Raw genomic sequence first — 16,410 nt, forward strand, 5'->3', positions numbered from 1 at the left:
TCACGTTACCCAACCTTGACACTGCCTGTCATGTGCGGATGCAGCGAGCAGAAATACTTGTACTCGCCGGGCTCCGTGAAGGTGAACGAGAAGGTGCCGTCGGTATCCATGGTCTTGGAGCGGAATTTGCCCGCGCACACCACGGTGTGCGGGATGTCGTCGCGGTTGGTCCAGGTCACTGTCGTGCCGGCCTTCACCTCGAGCTGGGGCGGGGTGAACGAGAAGTTGTCGATGTGAACCGCGGTATCTTCGGCGCGGGCCGCCGTGACCGGCAGCAGCATGGTCGCGACCACGGCGATCCCGAAGTCGCGTCGATTGATCGAACTCATCGGTCTTGTCCCTCAGCCTTGCAGCGGCGTGTCGATGATCGCCAGCGGCTGGCTGTTCTGCTTGAAGTTGATGCTGGCGACGCCGAGCATGCTGCGCAGCTTGGCATCCTCCACCTTCATCGGGCCGGGCGAGGGGGCGGAGCCCGGCGACGGCTGCGGGAAGGCGGTCGAACGCGCGGTGTGGAAGGTGACGTTGCCCTCGACCTTCTGCATTACCTGGTGGATGTGGCCGTTGAGCACCGTGACCGAGCCGAAGTCCTTGACGTATTCCAGCGCGCGGGCGCCGTCCTCGGTGCCCCAGCCCCATTGCGGATAGACCGTCCACAGCGGGATGTGGGCGAACAGCACGATCGGCGTCGACTTCGAGCGGCCCTTGAGGTCGTTCTCCAGCCATTCGAGCTGCTCGTTGCCGAGATTGCCGAGGCCGCCGCCCTTGAGGTCGACGACGTTGACGAGGCCGATGAAATGCACGCCGCCGGCATCGAACGAATAGTAGCCCGGACCCTTGGTGCCGCGGCCGTAGCGCTCCTTGTAGAGCTTGACCTCCTCGTCGATGAAGTCGTGCTCGCCCGGCACGTAGTGCACGTCGAGCTTGGCCTGCGAGATGATGCGATCGGCGTCATCGAATTCGGACGCCTTCGACAGATGCGTGATGTCGCCGGTGTGGATCATGAAGGACGGCTTGACCGGCATCGCCCGGACCTTGTTGATGGCCTCTTCCAGCGTGCCGATGGCGTTCGGGTTGGCCGGCTTGTCGAAGCCGACATGGCTGTCGCTGATCTGCATGAAGGTCATGCCGGGCGCAGCTTCCGCAGCCGCGGCCGAGCCGACGATGCCGAGCGAATGCGGCACGCCGCCGGTGACGGTCCACAGCACGCCGGTGCCGGCCCAGGTCATGCATTCCAGCACCTTGCGTCGGCTAACGCCTTTTTCCTCATCGCGATGGTCGTGATCGTGTCCGCTCATGGCAAGTCTCCCGTGGGCCCAGGGATTGGGTTTCCGGGGAGATGATCGGCGGGGCCGGGGCTTTATTCCCGACGCTTTGGCGGGGCCGAGGGCAGGGATGACGATTTCGTGAGGTACGACGCCGGTCTGCATGATCGGTGGGCGCAGGGGACCGCGCGACAGCTCGACGCAAGGGCAAGATGCGCAATTGAAGCGTTGCTGCTTGCGGCGTTATCGACCCGGCAAACCACTGATCGAGCGGAGGAAAACATGGCTGACGTCACCGGCGGCTGTCACTGCGGCGAGATCCGTTACGAGGTGACCGGCGAACCGGTCGTCCATGCTTTGTGTCACTGCACCGATTGCCGGCGCCACGCTGGCGCGCCGATGGTTGGCTGGGTCATGGTGGCCGAGGACATGGTCAAGGTGACCAAGGGGCAGCCCAGGATCTACCGATCCTCGGAGCACGGCCGGCGGCACTTCTGCGCGAACTGCGGCAGCGGACTTTTCTATACCAACGGCAACATGCTGCCCGGGTTCATCGACATCCAGAGCGGCACCTATGACGATCCCGACGCGGTGCCGGCCACGATGCATATCCAGGTCGCGGAGCGGCTGCGCTGGATGGAGGATGCACACGAGCTGCCGACCTTCGATCGCTTTCCGCCGCCGGAATGACCGCCGGTTGATGAACGCGGCGCTGCCTCTGGCGAAGCGGCGATGCGCGCCGCGACATGGAATCGCCCCGCAACGTAGACGCCTGCGCCCGTTTGGCTTTACTCGTCCTCGTCTTCCGGACCGCCGCGCTGCTCGATCGCATTTCGCACGCTACGCATGACAGCGAACGACACGAACGCCATCCTTCTCTTCTGATCATCGCTCAATGTCTTGTAGAGCGGCTCCCAGGCATCGGCGAGCTTCTTGAGGTCGGTCCCGCGCTGAATCAGCCGATCCGCCCTGCGCTGCATGAATTCGACCGGATTGCCTTCATGCATTCCGTCCATCGGTCCGTTTTCGTGCAATTCGGCAATGCGCTCCAACCGAGCCTGCCGATTTTTCGCTCTGGTGCGGATCGCATCCTCGATGGCCGGCCAGTACTTCTCCTGATCCGGAGTCAGCTGCAAGGCGGCCTTGACGATGCCGACGCGCATGTCGGTCAGGCTCTTCAGGTCGGCGGCGCTGGGTGGCGCAACGCCGACAGTCGGGGATGTCTCTGCTGCGATGGCGAGAGACGAGGTTGTCATCAAAAGTGCAATCGCTGCGGCGGCTGCGTTCCTCGTCATTGCAAACTCCTGAGCTGCTTTTCTTGGACGTCCCGAGAAGGAAAACATAGCCGGATCGGCTGCCGGTTGATCTAGGTCAAAGGGGCAGGGAGCCGGAGGCAGGAACGCTCTTCTGACCGTTCGCAAAATACCGAGCGACGTCGGCTGTTTGCGGGTTGAGCTAGATCAAGCGCGGGCGGTCCATGGTGTTCAGAAATTGCTGTCCAACTCCCACCGACCGGGCGGTCCCATGCACCTTCTGCTCAAGGAAATTCGACATAATCCACTGCTCTGGATGCTGGTCTTCGTACCGATCGTGCTGGCGGTCGAGACGGCAGCTCCGTCCGCCCACACCGCCCTGTTTGTGCTCGCCGTCCTGGCCATCGTGCCGTTGGCCGCCCTTCTCAGCCACGCGACTGAGAGCGTCGCAGAGAAAACCGGTGACGCAGTCGGAGGCCTGCTCAACGCAACTTTGGGCAATCTGACCGAGCTGATCATCGCGATCGCTGCGCTGCATGCCGGAGAGTACATGCTGGTCAAGGCATCGATCGCTGGTGCGATCGTCACCAATTCACTCTTCATGCTCGGCGCATCGTTCCTGCTCGGTGGGCTCCGCCATCACGTTCAGGAGTATAATAGGGCCGGCGGGAGGATGTACGCAGCGCTGCTGCTGATGGCCACGATTGCGTTGCTTGCGCCCTCGGCTGTTGCCGACCTCGATCCGGCGCGCGGCGATGCCATGGCGCTGGCTCTCAGTACGGGCCTCGCTGTGCTGCTGATATGCGCCTATGGGCTCGGCTTGCTGTTCTCGCTCAAGACACACAAGGAGCTGTTCGCAAGCGAGGAGCATGGCGAAACCGGCGGCGCCGGCTGGCCGATCGGACTTGCGTTAGGCACCCTTCTCGTCGTCACGGTGCTGGTTGCACTGGTCAGCGAAATATTCGTTAGCTCGGTGCAGAAAGCGGGCGAGACGCTGGGATTGAGCCCGGCGTTCGTCGGTTTCATCATCGTCGCGCTGGTCGGCGCCGCGGCAGAAATGGCGGTCGCGTTTTCTGCGGCGCGCAAGAACCGTCTCGATATGAGCGTCAGCATCGCGCTCGGCAGCGCGTCTCAAATCGCCTTGTTTGTCGCGCCGGCACTGGTGCTTCTGAGCTACGTCGTCGGTCCGAAGCCGATGGATTTGCAGTTCTGGCCGGGCGCCGTGACGATGGTCATGATCGCCTCCGTGACGTCCTGCTTCATCACCAACAGCGGACGGTCGGCATGGTTTATCGGCGCCTTGCTCGTGCTCATCTATGTGATTTTCGCCATGACCCTGTACATGGTGCCACCTGGATCGCACGGCCCGGTTTGATCAACGGCGAGCGTTGCCGGCACCAATCCGGACGAGGGCGCGTGTTCTTCGTCGCGTTCACGCGGACCCCTGATGGCTTTAGAGCGGTAGCTCGCTCTGACCGCGCGTCCAGTCGATGATGTCGATCTGGAGCCCCCGTTTCAGAATCTCGGCCTCAAGATTGCTGGCATGCCGCTTCCATTCGGCCGTCGACCGGACCCGGAATTTTGGATCTTCACCGTTTGCCTCGAACTCATCGTCGGCTTCGAGCGCGCCGCGAACAGCCTCGTACATCATCTTAAGGCTCGCGTCGGTGAAGGCGTCGTACTCCATCGAGCCGTCTCCTTGGAAAAGCAAAATGCAAGGGACCGCCACGATGGCGATCATGGCGTCTCTTTGCGATCGATCCATTCAAAATGGACATGCCGATGCCTGACCGAAGCTCGACAGCGAGCCGGTGCGGTGCAACCGCATGTCCATCCATTGCAGCTCAGCCGGATCAATACTGCGGGCAGACCATTTGCCCGTATTCATTGTAGTAGCAGCTTTGGTTGCCGTAGTAGCCATAGGCGCCATACGCGCCGGCTGCGGCTGCAGCGCCGACGGCGGCAGCACCATAACCCCAGCCCGGCCGATAGTAGCCTCTGCCGTAGCCGGGATAGCCGGCGACCGGGCGGCCAGGGCGCCCTGCAATCGGTCGACCGGGATAGCCCGGACGCCCTGCAATCGGTCGGCCACCTGGACGGCCGGCAACGCGATATCCTCCACCGTGAACTCTTCCGCCGCCTACATGCATGCCACCGCCACGCATCCCGCCGCCGTGAAAGCCGCCTCCGCCGCCGCGGAAGCCGCCTCCTCCTCCGCGACGGGCATAGGCGTCATCAGGAATCAGGCAGACAGCGACGAGAACCAGAGCCGCCAGAGCGGCGAGGATGCAACGAAGCATGGCGTGTCCTCCCTATGGGACAATTTGCGAACGGCGACACTGCGACAATTTCGCCTCGCGAGATTGACGTAGATCAACGGAATGCAGTAGGGCGCGCATTCCAAAAGGGTCAGGCAGCTGTCATCAACCCCAGGCGCAATCTGTACTTTGCTGCCGAAGCATCTTGCCTGGAATGCGAACGTGAGTTCCATGGCATTTGCTTTCGCCTCAGTCAGGCGACAGCCATCGTTTCTTTGCCGAGTTCACCTGGTGTTTTTACGTCCTGTCGGGGGCGGGTCGCTCGCACCCTCGTCGGATGGTCTCGGTGCTTGCTTGCTCGGGCGGCCGGGGCGCCGGCTAGTTCTTGACGGCATACAGAGGCGTTCTGAACGTCAGTTGATAGGCCGGTTTCGGCACCCACATGATTTCGGCTGTGACGCCAAACAGTCGGTTGTCATTATCGTCCACGCGGTCGAGATCGATCCGCACGATCGGTTGCGCAAAGGGCTGAATGGATGCGAGGTTCAGAAGCTGCGCGCCCTCGAAGGATTGCACGCCCACGCGGCCGGTAAATTTCCAATTGTTCGGCCATTGATAGTAGCCGCCGACATAGGCAATCGTGTTCGGGTTGATCCTTCCCAGCGCACCGTCGACGTCGGTTCGCGTGTATTGGAAACCGCCGAGGAAGCCTCTGGTCTCATCGGAATCGAGCGCATAGTCAAATTCGAGAATGTTGTTGAAGGAGGTTGTGCTCAGTGGACCATCGGGAATCGACTTTGTGATAGTCGACTGCAGCGTCACGGTAGGAAAGGTTCCACCGTTCTGCTCGTAAAGGTCGGCCTGGAAGCCGATGTTCCAGCTTGTGATTTGAAAGGACGAAAAGCCGGCGCTTCCAAAGCTCGTCGAACTACCGGAGACGCCGGCATAAAGCGAGGCGCTCTTGGTGACATCGACCGTCAGCGGAAAATCCATATTGAGAGATTTCGCTGCTGGCAGGCCGACCGGAAATGCCGCGCCGCCTGATGTCGCAAGCGTCTGCGTATTGAACAGCGTCGGATGGCCAAAAGCCGAACGCGAGCGATCCTGCCGGAACCTGTGCGTAGATCGTCCTGAGGTCGAGATAGATCGTCGGCACCGAAGCATTGGCAAGGCCATCATCGTTTGCGGCAAAGGCCTGCGCAACCGGGACGGCGATAAGCAGCGCGCACAATGCCGCGCTCAAGATCGATCCGGGAGCCAGGAGCCCCGCGTTGTTACGTGGCGGCGCGTTCAAGGCGAGAACCTTCCCTAGGCGCGGCGATTGCCATTGGATCGGGAGGCAGGCCGATCGATCGTGGCTTGTCCGTTGCTCGACCTTTGCCGAAACTCCCGTGGGGTGCAGCCGGAAATCCGGCGGAAAGCCCGCGTGAAGTGGGCAGGGTCGGCATAGCCCGACGAGAATGCAACGTCGATGATCTTGATTTCTGTGCTGCCCAGAAGCTTGGCCGCATTGTTGAAGCGAGCCTGCTCAAGCAGACCCGAATATGTCAGACCAGCGAGCGAAAGCCTCCGCTGCAGACTCCTGGTGCTCACGCCCATCATCTCGGCGGCCTGCATGATCGTGAGGCCTCCTTGATCAAGGTAGGAGGGCAAGCTTAGCTTCAGTGCGCTGACGACGTCCTTTCCGAATGACTGCGGCTCGTGATCGGCGGGCGTCGGCCGAACGTCGTTTGCGGGATTTGCAAGACTGAGGAGTTCTGCCGGCACTTCGATCCATGACGCCTTTTGACCCGACATGAAGCGCGTGTTCGGCCAATGCGACTGGACCTCCGGGCTCGGCGTATAGAGTGCTTCAAACGCAATCACTCTCGGAGACCAACTGATCCCGGCGAACTGACGGACGATGTGCAGGACGAATATGTTCTGAAGCCACTGGGATATCTCAAGATGGGAAATGCCCTCCGTTCCAGTAAGCTTGCTGCAAATCTTCAAGTTCTCGCCGCTTGGCTCGAGCCATAGCTGGAGGATCGTATCTTCGCACGGCGCCCACCGGCAAATTTGCTGCAGGGCAACCAGAAGCGTTGGCGCATGGCGCACCCGCGCCCGCATGGCTTCGCTCAAATGTTCGAACGAGAGCCGCTGGGCTGCGCGAAAGGCGATTTCCGATAGGCCCTGCTTTTGCTGAGCGGCCGTCGCGAACCGAACCGCCGGCAGCAAAGGCACGTAATGATCCGCTTTTTCTTCAAAGGACGTCGGGAGTTGAAATCTGGCGAGAAGTGCTGCCGTCGGGCCGCCTATTTCAGAATGGAGCTCAGCGAACGGGATCAGAAATTGACAACGGGTCAATGGAATGACGGTCATTACTACCTACCCAAGAAGTTTTGCCGCGATCGCAGCTTAGCAGGCCGGAACTCGTCTTGCGTTGTCTTTATCGCGAAACCAGCTGCGACGACGCGTTCGACGAATTCCGGTTCGCGAAAGTTTTGGCGGCCGATGGCCAGATCGGTGGACCAAGCTGCTTTATCTTGAAGCGTCGTTTTTCTTGCAGGAGCACGGGCTTCACGCCTCAAACCAACCGATGAGAGCTGTCCGATTGCCTTCAGCCCAGGCGGTCCGCGCAGTCATTGTCGCGTCGCTGCGACACGGTGACGCAACTCTTGATAGCACCGCTCGCGCCCTCAAGATCAGCTCGCGCACGTTGCAGCGACACCTTGGTCGCCTGGGCACCAGCCACAGGGACATACTCGCGGAGGTTCGCTTGAACATCGCTTGCCGCTTGCTCGTAGACTCAAGCAAGCGGCTGTCGGAAATCGCGAAATTCGTCGGCTACAGCAACGCCAGCAGCTTCAGCCGCAGGTTCGTGCGTTTGATGAAAATCCAACCTATCGTTTACAGGCAGCGGCAACTTGCCGATCGGCAGGGCCAAGCGGGCCATCGCAAGAGATCCCACACCGCTGGGCCATGACAATTCCGATCATTGGCGCGAAATGGCAAGACGCGCGATTTGAATTGGCGCGAAATGCTTAGCGAAGCTGATTGCCGAGATTGCGCTCCCCAAAGGAATAACAAACATGACCCTTCGCTCAGCTCTGTTGGTATTTTGCGCCGCCGGATTGATTGCCGCTCCCCATAAGGCGCTTTCCCAAACTGCACCCGAGAACAAACCACACGTACCGCTCGAGAAGTCGATAGGTCAGGCAAAGCCGGAAGTCGTGCCATCGCTCTTCGTCCTCAACTCGCGCGGTGCGAGCTTGAAGGACGGGAAGCTTGTGCTGACGGGGGTTTCACCGAATGCGATCGTGTTCGCCGATCGGCCCGTGAGGGCAGCCGGTCATGATCTCACATCGCGCATTGTCGAGGATTGGGGCAATGGCAGTGACAATTTCGCAAAGGACCCTCCAAACGCCACGGTGTCCGGGTTCAGGAAAGACGGATCATCGGTAGCGGACGCCGTCGTCGTCTTGAAATCGCCCAAGCTCGAAGGCGACAGGCTGACTTTCGATGTCGATATGCTCGAAGGCGACCTTGCGGGGGCTGATGGACCGGCGTCGATCTTTATCGACATCATCGGTCGTCCATTCACGCCGCTGTCTTTTGCCGGCGTTGCCCGCCGCACCGCCTGGCGAGGTGCTTACTACCGCGGCGCTGCAGTCGCGGGTGCGGCCGCGCTTGGAGCTGCGGCAGCCTATCCGTACTACGCCCCCCGATGCGGATACTATCCTTATCCGCCTTGTTACTGAGCAACGCGACCGTCGCGTCGAAGCCGCCGGGCCGACAGGTGGAAGATCGGCCGCGATCTAAGCCGGGCACGCGAGCTCACAGGAGAGCATCATGAGACGAACCGCTATGATCGCAGCATCGCTGATCGTCGCCGGCATTCAGTCGGCGCACGCGCAGACAGACCTCAGCGCCTACGCCAACGCCGAAGGCTATCTGGACGTTCAGAAGCTGACCTGCGCGCAACTCGCCGGAACATGGCAGGGAGACGCCGACCTTCTCACTGCCTGGTACAGCGGTTGGTACAACGGGCTTGCGCGCAAGCACTACCTCGACATCAAGAAGTCCCGCGAGGCCGAGCACGAAGTAATCCAACATTGCAAGGCGCATCCTGATCAACTCATCATCGAAGCGATCGCGGCGGTCTTCAAGGATATGAGAGCGGCGCTCGGGATCAGGATGCAGCCCTGACCCGCGGGATCGGACACCTTTTACGGCAGGCCGACAGTCGGAGCAGCCTGACGATTGTTTGAAGACCATTCGATTTGCAAAGGAGAGAACAATGGAGATCACGCGTCGCAATCTTGCGCTCGGCGGAATGGGTCTGCTCACCGGAGCGGCGATAGGTCGACCAGCCGTCGCCGAGGAGGGAGCTTTCGCGGGTGTCGGTCAGGGCTTGGAGGACTTCTGGCTCGCGAGCGACGCCTACATATTCGGCTATCCGTTGGTGACGATGGAGATGACGCGGAGGATCATCACCAACGTCGCGGAGCCCGTGGGCACGCGAGGGCCGATGGGCCATATCATCAAGCTGCGCCAATATCCGGACGCGTCGTTCCGTGATGTTACTGCGCCCAACGCGGACACGCTCTACACCACGTCCTTCTTCGACGTCGGGAAAGAACCGTGGGTCCTCAGCATCCCGGACATGAAGGGGCGCTATTTCCTGATGCCCATGCTTGATGGCTGGACGACGGTGTTCCAGGTGCCGGGAAAGCGCACCACCGGCACCGGTGCCCAAACCTATGCCATCACCGGGCCCGGCTGGAAGGGCACGCTGCCGGACGGCGTGAAGGAGTACAAATCGCCCACCAATATCGTGTGGCTGCTCGGCCGCATCTATTGCACCGGGACGCCGGAGGACTACGCCGCCGTCCACAAGCTGCAGGATGAGTGCAAGCTCGTTCCGCTCAGTGCTTACGGCAAGCCGTACACACCGCCTCCAGGAAAGGTCGATCCTTCGATCGACATGAAGACGGCCGTCCGCGAACAGGTCAATCGCATGGACGCGGTGTCGTATTTCAAGCTGCTATGCGAGCTCATGAAAAGCAACCCGCCGAACGCGGCAGACGCGGCCCAGCTCGCCAAATTTGCCCGCATCGGCATCGTACCCGGGCGGGACTTTGACGAGACCAAGCTGAAGGCGGACTTCCTGAAGCGTGTGCCCGAGGTGTCATTCGACAGGATCATGCTTCAGTTCAAGGTCAACAAGGCCATCACGGATGAGAACGGCTTTGCGTTCACGACGAAAACCGGCATCTACGGGACGGACTACCCGATGCGGGCCCTGGTAACCGCGATCGGACTCGGCGCCAACCGCCCGCAGGATGCCGTCTATCCGACCTCGCAAAAGGATGCGGATGGCCGCAAGTACAATGGTGCGAACAAATACGTCATGCGGTTTCCCAAAGGCCACTTGCCTCCGGTCGAGGGATTCTGGTCGCTCACCATGTACGACAGCAGCTACTTCTTCGTGAACAATCCGCTCAACCGATATTCGATCAGTGCGCGGGAAAATCTGAAGGAAAATCCGGACGGCTCGACCGATCTCTATATTCAGAAAGACTCGCCCGGCAAAGACAAGGAATCGAACTGGCTTCCTGCGCCCGAGGGAGATTTCATACTCATGCTGCGGATGTATTGGCCGCAGGAAACCGACCCCTCGATCATCAACGGCACTTGGACGATTCCGGCCGCCAAGAAGATCGGGGCCTGAGAAACTGGATTCAGGCTGGCTCCAACCGGGCCGGCATGAATCAATGTGCTACAATTTTGCGGCGAATCGTGCGCTTGAGCGAGCCGTACAGGTCGCACCGCACCAAAGGGGGCGTGACATGCGGCTTCGCGGTCTTTCGATGAGGCGGCGACCAAACGGGCGAGGCAAGACACTCAGGGATGTCGGCATCGCCATGATACTGGTCATGGCGTCAGTTTCGTCTGAGACCGCGCGTGCCGACGAGGCCGGCGTCTCATACTGGCTTCCCGGCCGCTTCGGCAGCCTCGCTGCGACCCCGCAGGTCCCTGGCTGGTCGATGGCGGAGGTCTACTATCACACCAGCGTAAGTGCATTCGGCAATGCCGCGGCCGCCAGGGAGATCCAGGTCGGCAGAATCCCCGCCGCGGCTAACGTCAACCTAAACCTGCATCTCAACGCGCAGGCGGATCTCATCCTTCTCAATCCCACTTATACGTTCGCAACGCCGGTGCTGGGTGGCCAACTTGCCATCGGCGTGACCGGGCTGTTCGGACGGTCGAGCGCGGATCTTGCGGGGACGCTGACGGCGGCCGTCGGTCCGCTGGCGACAACCCGCACCGGCAGCTTCGGCGATTCGATCACATCGGTCGGCGACCTCTACCCGCAGGGCGACGCTGAAGTGGAACGCCGGGGTGCACAATTTCATGAGCTATGTAACGGGAGACATCCCGGTCGGAGCATACAGCCCGAGCAGCCTTGCCAATCTCGGCATCGGTCACGCGGCCATCGATGCCGGCGGCGGCTACACCTACTTCAACCAGCAGGCGGGCCACGAATTTTCCGCGGTCGCGGGCTTCACCTACAATTTCAAGAATCCGGATACCCAGTACCAGAGCGGGGTCGACTTCCATCTGGATTGGGGCGCCTCCCAATTCCTGTCAAAGCAGGTTTTCGTTGGCCTGGTTGGATATGCCTATCAGCAGGTCACCGACGATTTCGGCCAGCACCCTGTCCTGGGAGGCTTCCGGTCCCGCGTGCTTGGCGTTGGTCCGCAGATCGGCTTCCTGTTTCCCGTAGGCGACATGCAGGGTTATCTGAATCTCAAAGGGTATGGAGAATTTGCAGCAGAGAATCGCCCGGCCGGCTGGAATACCTGGTTGACGTTCTCGATCTCTCCGATGGCGCCGACCAGCACCGTGACGCCGGCCCGACGAGTCGTGACAAAATAGCAGCGCTGCTGGCGCCTTCGATTGTGCCGAGATCACGCCACTATGGGCCGCAACCGTGTCGATGCCCGCCGTTCGGACGCCGCCCGGCAATTAGCCGACGCCGGTTCGATACGCGGGCGTCGTGATTGTCAGCAGGGTCCCACGCTGCCAATGCTCGGCCGATTGGTTTCAGCCGCGCCAACCCGAAAGTGGAGTCGATGTTACCGGATACGCCGTCGGTCAGTCAGCTCTCTCAAGTGATTTCTCAAGCGGCCGCGCCCGCATTTCTGCTTGGCGCATTGGCGGCCTTTATCGCGGTGCTGATTTCCCGCCTGAACCGGATCATCGACAGATCGATTTACCTGAACCAAATTTCGGATCAGGATCAGGCGAGATGCCGGCTCAAGGCAGACCTGCCGCGTCTTGCTCGGCGCGCCACCATGATCAATCGCGCGATCTTCTGGTCCATCATGGGAAGCATTTCGATCAGCGTTGTCATCGTCGTCGGCTTTGTGAGTGCGTTCCTTCACATCCAGCACGAGCGGGGCGTTGCCATTCTCTTCATTGTTGCCGTTGTGGCTTTCATCGTGTCGTTGGTCGATTTCGCGCGAGAGGTCCGAATTGCCCTGAGCGAGTTCGATCACTACGGCTAGACGCAACGCATTGATACGTGCATGCCTTAACGCGCACGCGCGGCAAATGTCGTGAGCGCTGCCACCAGCAGCTCCGGCGCTTCCTGCGCGACGCAATGGCCGACGCCGTCGAAGGTCCAGCGGCTCGCATGCGGGATCAGCGCCGCGGCGCGGTCGGCCATTTCCTTGTAGATCGGCCATGACTGCTCGGTGGTCGCGATGCAGACCGGGCAGGCAATGTCGGAGAACCAGGGGAACGGATTACCGCGGGCGTCGCCGGTGTAGATCTGCTCCATGGCCTGGAAGATCGGCCCGAGCAGGGCCGACTCGATTTCCGGCGTACAAAGCAGCCGCATGCGGCCGTCGCCGAGCCGCGCAAAGCCGTGATGGACATAGGCCCACAGCGACCGTTCGGTCCATGGTGCGAAGGCCGGCGCGGCGCGCAGCCGCTGGAACAGATCGTCGGCGCTGTCGAACTCGGCCCGGCGGCGCAGCACGCCCTGCACCGAGCCGTTCGCGATGTCGCTGAGGTCTCCGGCGCGCGGCGCGCGCGGATCCATCGCGGTCGGCTCCGTGACATGCAGGCGCGCGAAGCGACCGGGCATCAGTCTGGCTGCGAGCAGCAGGTCGGTTGCGCCGGCACTGTGACCGATGCCGTAGATGTCATGGAGGTCGAGGCGCTCCACCACCATGCGGACGTCTTCGGCAAAATCCTGGAAGTGATAGCGATCGGCCGGCGGCTTGTGGCTCAAGCCATGGCCGCGGCGGTCGAGCGCGTAGACCGTGTAATCGGCCGCCAGCGCCTCTGCGACCTCGGTCCACACCTCCGCGACAAAGCCTGTACCGTGCAGCAGCAGCGCCGGCGGCTTGTCCGAGGCCGGCTCGCCCCATTGCGCCACCGCAACCTGTGCACGGGCATCGCCAACCAGGAAGCGCTTCGGGGCGTTCATCGTTGTTCTATCGCGCATCCTGCAGGATCATCGCCGCGGCCTTTTCGGCGATCATCGCCGTCGGCGTGTTGGTATTGCCCGAGGTGATGGTCGGCATCACCGAGGCATCCGCGATGCGCAGGCCGTGCAGGCCGTAGAAGCGCAGCCGCTCGTCGACCACGGCCATCGGATCGTTGGCCGTTCCCATCTTCGCGGTGCCGACGGGGTGGAAGATCGTGGTGCCGATGTCGCCGGCAGCCTTGGCGAGCGAAGCATCGTCGTCGCCGACCGAGGGGCCGGGCAGGAATTCCTCGGGATGATATTTCTCCAGCGCCTTCTGCTTCATCAGCCTGCGCGTGGTGCGGATTGCGTCGGCCGCGACCTGGCGGTCGTCGTCGGTCGACAGATAGTTCGGCGCGATCGACGGCTTGTCGTCGGGAACGGACGATTTGATGCGCACGGTGCCGCGCGAGCTCGGCTGCAGATTGCAGGCGCTCACCGTGATCGCGGGGAAGCGGTGCAGCGGATCGCCGAACTTGTCGAGCGACAGCGGCTGCACGTGGAACTGGATGTTGGCGCGCGAGCGCGTCACGTCCGAGCGCGTGAAGATGCCGAGCTGCGACGGCGCCATGGTCAGCGGCCCACGGCGGCGAAATGCGTAGTCGAGGCCCATCAGGCCGCGGCGAACCAGATTGTAATAGGTCTCGTTCAGCGTGCGCACGCCGGAGACCTTGTAGATCGCGCGCTGCTGCAGATGGTCCTGCAGATTATGGCCGATGCCCTGCACGTCGAGCACGATGTCGATGCCGAGCGGCGACAGCCATTCGGACGGACCAATGCCGGAGCGCTGCAGCACCTGCGTGGTTCCGATCGAACCGGCGCAAAGGATCACTTCACCCCGGGCGCGCGCCTCCACCGTCTCATTGCCCTGCCGGAACAGCACGCCGGCGGCGCGGCCGCTCTCGATCACCAGGCGGTCGACCAGCACGTCGGTTTCGAGCCTGAGATTGCTGCGGTTCAGCACCGGCTTGAGGAAGCCGCGCGCCGACGACCAGCGCCGGCCGCGCTTCTGGTTGACGTGGAAGTAGCTGGTGCCCTCGTTGTCGCCGGTGTTGAAATCCGGGATGCGCTTGATGCCCATCTCCTCGGCGGCATCGCCGACCGCATCGAGGATCTGCCAGGACAGCCGCGGCGCCTCGATGCGCCAGCCGCCGCCGACACCATGATGCTCGCTTTCGCCGAGGAAGTGATCCTCGAGCCGCTTGAACGCCGGCAGCACGTCGCTGTAGCTCCAGCCGGTGAGGCCGAGCTGCCGCCAGTGGTCGTAATCCTCGGCCTGGCCACGCATCGAGATCATGGCGTTGATGGCGGAGGAGCCGCCTATCACCTTGCCGCGCGGGTAGGCGAGCGCGCGGCCGTTGAGGCCGGGCTCGGCCTCGGTCTTGAACATCCAGTCCGATCGCGGATTGCCGATCGCGAAGAGATAGCCGACCGGGATATGAAACCAGATCCAGTTGTCCTTGCCGCCGGCTTCCAGCAGCAGCACGCGCTTCTTCGGATCAGCCGACAGGCGGTTGGCCATGATGCAGCCCGCCGTGCCTGCGCCGACGATAATGTAGTCGAAATCACCCTCGAGCCTTCGCGGCATGTCCTCGTTCCCGGCAAGCGTCTTTTGTTGGGTTCTTATTAGTCAGACGCAGCGGGCCGACACAAGCCCGGCAGTGGATGCCGGGCGTGCGCTGGATGATCAGGGGCGGCTCGGTTCGGCCAGTGTGACCTCATGGCTCGCGCGGGGAACACAGACGATCAGCGTCAGCATGCCGATGCCGAGCACGGCGCCGACGAGGGCGAGCGGTGCGTAGATGCTCCCGGTTGCGGCAGTCATCCAGCCGATCAGGGCAGGGCAGACCGCGCCGCCGAACGAGCCGATCGCCGAGATCAGCGCGATGCCGCCGGCCGCGGCGCTGCCCTCCAGCATCGCGTTTGGAATCGTCCAAAACAGCGACAGGATCGCGAAGATGCCGATCGAGGCGACGGCAAGCAGCGTGACGGTCAGGAGCACGCTGTCTTGCGCGGCCTGCAAGGCGATGAAGCAGGCCGCTGCGACGAGGCCGCAGCAGACCACGTGCCAGCGCCGTTCCCGTGTGCGGTCGGAGCTGTAGCCGATCAGCACCATGCCGATCGCGGACGCAACCGAGATCGCGCCGCTCTGCCAGCCGATCTCGGTGGTGGTCGCCACGCCGACGCGTTTCAGCAGCGTCGGAGTCCACAGCAGGATGGTGTTGAGCGAGCAGAAGAACGCGAAGTAGATGAAGGAGAGCAGATAGACGCGCGGCTCGCGCAGCGCCGCCGCGAAGCTCCGCGTGGTGCCGGGAACGGCGGCGCGGTCGCGGGCGAGATCGCTTGCGACCTGCCGCCGCTCGTCGGCGCTCAGCCAGCTCGCGACCTGCGGTCCGTCGGCGAGGTAGAAATAGGCGGCGATGCCGAGCAGCACGGCCGGGCCGCCTTCGAGGATGAACAGCCACTGCCAGCCATGCAGGCCATGGACGCCCTGCATGTGATCCATGATCAGGCCCGACAAGGGACCCGCGATGACGCCGCCGAGCGGCACCGCCATCACGAACAGGCTCGTCATGCGGCCGCGCACGCGATCCGGGAACCACAGCGTCAGATAATACAGGATGCCGGGGAAGAAGCCGCCCTCGGCGGCGCCGAGCAGGAAGCGTAGCAGATAGAGGTGATACTGGTTCTGCACCAGCGCGAGTAGCACGGTGACTGCGCCCCACAGTACCATGATCCGCAGCAGCGTCTTGCGGACACCGACCTTGACCAGCAGGAGATTGCTCGGCACTTCGAGCGCGACATAGCCGACCGAGAAGATGCCGGCGGCAAGCCCGAACACCGCGTCGTCGATCTGCAGGTCGTGCAGGAACTGCAGCTTGGCAAAGCCGATGTTGAAGCGGTCGATGATCGCAACCGTGTAGCACGTCAGCAGGAACGGGATCAGGCGCCAGGCGATCCGTCCATAGAGCCGCGAATGGGCCGCATCCTGCATGAAAGTCTCCTCAAGTGATTATTTGATTGTTTGTTGGTGCCGCGACGGCGGTTGGCTCCCTCGCCCCGTTCTTAGGGGGAGAGGGTTGGGGTGAGGGACCGTCTCCCCATAGACGGTGACA

17 protein-coding genes and 1 pseudogene are annotated in these 16,410 nt (G+C 62.3%); 8 read left to right on the top strand and 10 right to left on the bottom strand.

Features of this window, described 5'->3' with window-relative positions:
• Nucleotides 1-5: 5 nt before the first annotated feature.
• Together ACZBJS_RS05250 and ACZBJS_RS05255 are read right to left on the bottom strand one after the other, a co-directional pair.
• On the bottom strand, nucleotides 6-329 hold the full coding sequence (locus ACZBJS_RS05250; protein WP_229190026.1) for a cupredoxin domain-containing protein: 324 nt from the start codon (nucleotides 327-329) through the stop codon (nucleotides 6-8).
• Between the two features lie 12 nt (nucleotides 330-341).
• Nucleotides 342-1,295 (bottom strand): metallophosphoesterase family protein, encoded by a 954-nt coding sequence (locus ACZBJS_RS05255; RefSeq protein ID WP_463438469.1) that lies wholly within the window; start codon nucleotides 1,293-1,295, stop codon nucleotides 342-344.
• 249 nt (nucleotides 1,296-1,544) lie between these two features.
• Between ACZBJS_RS05255 and ACZBJS_RS05260 the strand changes: the two genes are divergently transcribed.
• On the top strand, nucleotides 1,545-1,952 hold the full coding sequence (locus tag ACZBJS_RS05260) for a GFA family protein (RefSeq protein ID WP_253609577.1): 408 nt from the start codon (nucleotides 1,545-1,547) through the stop codon (nucleotides 1,950-1,952).
• A gap of 98 nt (nucleotides 1,953-2,050) precedes the next feature.
• Here ACZBJS_RS05260 and ACZBJS_RS05265 read toward each other — a convergent pair whose 3' ends face one another.
• The gene (locus tag ACZBJS_RS05265; protein WP_233475477.1) at nucleotides 2,051-2,605 is read right to left on the bottom strand and encodes a Spy/CpxP family protein refolding chaperone; all 555 of its coding nucleotides are present in this window, start codon (nucleotides 2,603-2,605) and stop codon (nucleotides 2,051-2,053) included.
• Nucleotides 2,606-2,786: 181 nt separating this feature from the next.
• Between ACZBJS_RS05265 and cax the strand changes: the two genes are divergently transcribed.
• Nucleotides 2,787-3,890 (top strand): calcium/proton exchanger, encoded by a 1,104-nt coding sequence (gene cax, locus ACZBJS_RS05270; RefSeq protein ID WP_316394653.1) that lies wholly within the window; start codon nucleotides 2,787-2,789, stop codon nucleotides 3,888-3,890.
• A gap of 78 nt (nucleotides 3,891-3,968) precedes the next feature.
• On the opposite strand, the gene ACZBJS_RS05275 is transcribed toward cax, so the two are convergent.
• From ACZBJS_RS05275 to ACZBJS_RS05290, 4 genes are all read right to left on the bottom strand, one after another.
• Nucleotides 3,969-4,256, bottom strand: a complete 288-nt coding sequence (locus tag ACZBJS_RS05275) for a hypothetical protein (protein WP_244558960.1) — start codon at nucleotides 4,254-4,256, stop codon at nucleotides 3,969-3,971.
• Nucleotides 4,257-4,368: 112 nt separating this feature from the next.
• Nucleotides 4,369-4,815: a hypothetical protein gene (locus ACZBJS_RS05280; RefSeq protein ID WP_076833062.1), complete on the bottom strand. Its 447-nt coding sequence runs from the start codon at nucleotides 4,813-4,815 to the stop codon at nucleotides 4,369-4,371.
• Nucleotides 4,816-5,151: 336 nt separating this feature from the next.
• Nucleotides 5,152-5,766: a hypothetical protein gene (locus ACZBJS_RS05285; protein ID WP_463438470.1), complete on the bottom strand. Its 615-nt coding sequence runs from the start codon at nucleotides 5,764-5,766 to the stop codon at nucleotides 5,152-5,154.
• A gap of 315 nt (nucleotides 5,767-6,081) precedes the next feature.
• Entirely contained in the window at nucleotides 6,082-7,134 is a 1,053-nt protein-coding gene (locus ACZBJS_RS05290; protein WP_310885009.1) for an AraC family transcriptional regulator, read from the bottom strand.
• A 217-nt stretch (nucleotides 7,135-7,351) separates the two neighbouring features.
• Here ACZBJS_RS05290 and ACZBJS_RS05295 point away from each other — a divergent pair, with 217 nt between their 5' ends.
• The 6 genes and pseudogenes from ACZBJS_RS05295 to ACZBJS_RS05320 all read left to right on the top strand — a co-directional run bounded on the left by ACZBJS_RS05295 (nucleotide 7,352) and on the right by ACZBJS_RS05320 (nucleotide 12,326).
• Nucleotides 7,352-7,738, top strand: a complete 387-nt coding sequence (locus tag ACZBJS_RS05295) for a helix-turn-helix domain-containing protein (protein ID WP_316394644.1) — start codon at nucleotides 7,352-7,354, stop codon at nucleotides 7,736-7,738.
• Between the two features lie 106 nt (nucleotides 7,739-7,844).
• Nucleotides 7,845-8,513, top strand: a complete 669-nt coding sequence (locus ACZBJS_RS05300; RefSeq protein WP_463438471.1) for a hypothetical protein — start codon at nucleotides 7,845-7,847, stop codon at nucleotides 8,511-8,513.
• A gap of 106 nt (nucleotides 8,514-8,619) precedes the next feature.
• Nucleotides 8,620-8,961: an HdeA/HdeB family chaperone gene (locus tag ACZBJS_RS05305; RefSeq protein ID WP_057015680.1), complete on the top strand. Its 342-nt coding sequence runs from the start codon at nucleotides 8,620-8,622 to the stop codon at nucleotides 8,959-8,961.
• Nucleotides 8,962-9,052: 91 nt separating this feature from the next.
• Complete coding sequence (locus tag ACZBJS_RS05310; RefSeq protein ID WP_141339518.1) at nucleotides 9,053-10,486, top strand: DUF1254 domain-containing protein; 1,434 nt, start codon at nucleotides 9,053-9,055, stop codon at nucleotides 10,484-10,486.
• A gap of 193 nt (nucleotides 10,487-10,679) precedes the next feature.
• Nucleotides 10,680-11,694, top strand: a pseudogene (locus ACZBJS_RS05315) (SphA family protein).
• Nucleotides 11,695-11,819: 125 nt separating this feature from the next.
• Nucleotides 11,820-12,326, top strand: coding sequence for a DUF2721 domain-containing protein (locus tag ACZBJS_RS05320; RefSeq protein WP_463438472.1), 507 nt, complete (start codon nucleotides 11,820-11,822; stop codon nucleotides 12,324-12,326).
• Nucleotides 12,327-12,352: 26 nt separating this feature from the next.
• On the opposite strand, the gene ACZBJS_RS05325 is transcribed toward ACZBJS_RS05320, so the two are convergent.
• The 3 genes from ACZBJS_RS05325 to ACZBJS_RS05335 form a co-directional block, all read right to left on the bottom strand.
• A complete protein-coding gene (locus tag ACZBJS_RS05325) occupies nucleotides 12,353-13,255 on the bottom strand; it encodes an alpha/beta fold hydrolase (protein ID WP_253587401.1) in 903 nt (300 codons plus the stop codon).
• Between the two features lie 7 nt (nucleotides 13,256-13,262).
• Nucleotides 13,263-14,882: a GMC family oxidoreductase gene (locus tag ACZBJS_RS05330; protein WP_316394627.1), complete on the bottom strand. Its 1,620-nt coding sequence runs from the start codon at nucleotides 14,880-14,882 to the stop codon at nucleotides 13,263-13,265.
• 99 nt (nucleotides 14,883-14,981) lie between these two features.
• Nucleotides 14,982-16,289 (bottom strand): MFS transporter, encoded by a 1,308-nt coding sequence (locus ACZBJS_RS05335; RefSeq protein WP_463438473.1) that lies wholly within the window; start codon nucleotides 16,287-16,289, stop codon nucleotides 14,982-14,984.
• Between the last annotated feature and the right edge of the window lie 121 nt (nucleotides 16,290-16,410).

The organism is Bradyrhizobium sp. KZN70725, from assembly GCF_055264925.1.

Coding starts and splice junctions, on each gene's coding strand:
- ACZBJS_RS05260 (WP_253609577.1), top strand. CDS start 1,545: ATGGCTGACGTCACCGGCGGCTGTCACTGCGGCGAGATCCGTTACGAG.
- ACZBJS_RS05335 (WP_463438473.1), bottom strand. CDS start 16,289: ATGCAGGATGCGGCCCATTCGCGGCTCTATGGACGGATCGCCTGGCGC.
- ACZBJS_RS05305 (WP_057015680.1), top strand. CDS start 8,620: ATGATCGCAGCATCGCTGATCGTCGCCGGCATTCAGTCGGCGCACGCG.
- ACZBJS_RS05280 (WP_076833062.1), bottom strand. CDS start 4,815: ATGCTTCGTTGCATCCTCGCCGCTCTGGCGGCTCTGGTTCTCGTCGCT.
- ACZBJS_RS05300 (WP_463438471.1), top strand. CDS start 7,845: ATGACCCTTCGCTCAGCTCTGTTGGTATTTTGCGCCGCCGGATTGATT.
- ACZBJS_RS05255 (WP_463438469.1), bottom strand. CDS start 1,295: ATGAGCGGACACGATCACGACCATCGCGATGAGGAAAAAGGCGTTAGC.
- ACZBJS_RS05325 (WP_253587401.1), bottom strand. CDS start 13,255: ATGAACGCCCCGAAGCGCTTCCTGGTTGGCGATGCCCGTGCACAGGTT.
- ACZBJS_RS05310 (WP_141339518.1), top strand. CDS start 9,053: ATGGAGATCACGCGTCGCAATCTTGCGCTCGGCGGAATGGGTCTGCTC.
- ACZBJS_RS05295 (WP_316394644.1), top strand. CDS start 7,352: ATGAGAGCTGTCCGATTGCCTTCAGCCCAGGCGGTCCGCGCAGTCATT.
- ACZBJS_RS05250 (WP_229190026.1), bottom strand. CDS start 329: ATGAGTTCGATCAATCGACGCGACTTCGGGATCGCCGTGGTCGCGACC.
- ACZBJS_RS05330 (WP_316394627.1), bottom strand. CDS start 14,882: ATGCCGCGAAGGCTCGAGGGTGATTTCGACTACATTATCGTCGGCGCA.
- ACZBJS_RS05265 (WP_233475477.1), bottom strand. CDS start 2,605: ATGTTTTCCTTCTCGGGACGTCCAAGAAAAGCAGCTCAGGAGTTTGCA.
- ACZBJS_RS05290 (WP_310885009.1), bottom strand. CDS start 7,134: ATGACCGTCATTCCATTGACCCGTTGTCAATTTCTGATCCCGTTCGCT.
- ACZBJS_RS05285 (WP_463438470.1), bottom strand. CDS start 5,766: ATGGATTTTCCGCTGACGGTCGATGTCACCAAGAGCGCCTCGCTTTAT.
- ACZBJS_RS05275 (WP_244558960.1), bottom strand. CDS start 4,256: ATGATCGCCATCGTGGCGGTCCCTTGCATTTTGCTTTTCCAAGGAGAC.
- cax (WP_316394653.1), top strand. CDS start 2,787: ATGCACCTTCTGCTCAAGGAAATTCGACATAATCCACTGCTCTGGATG.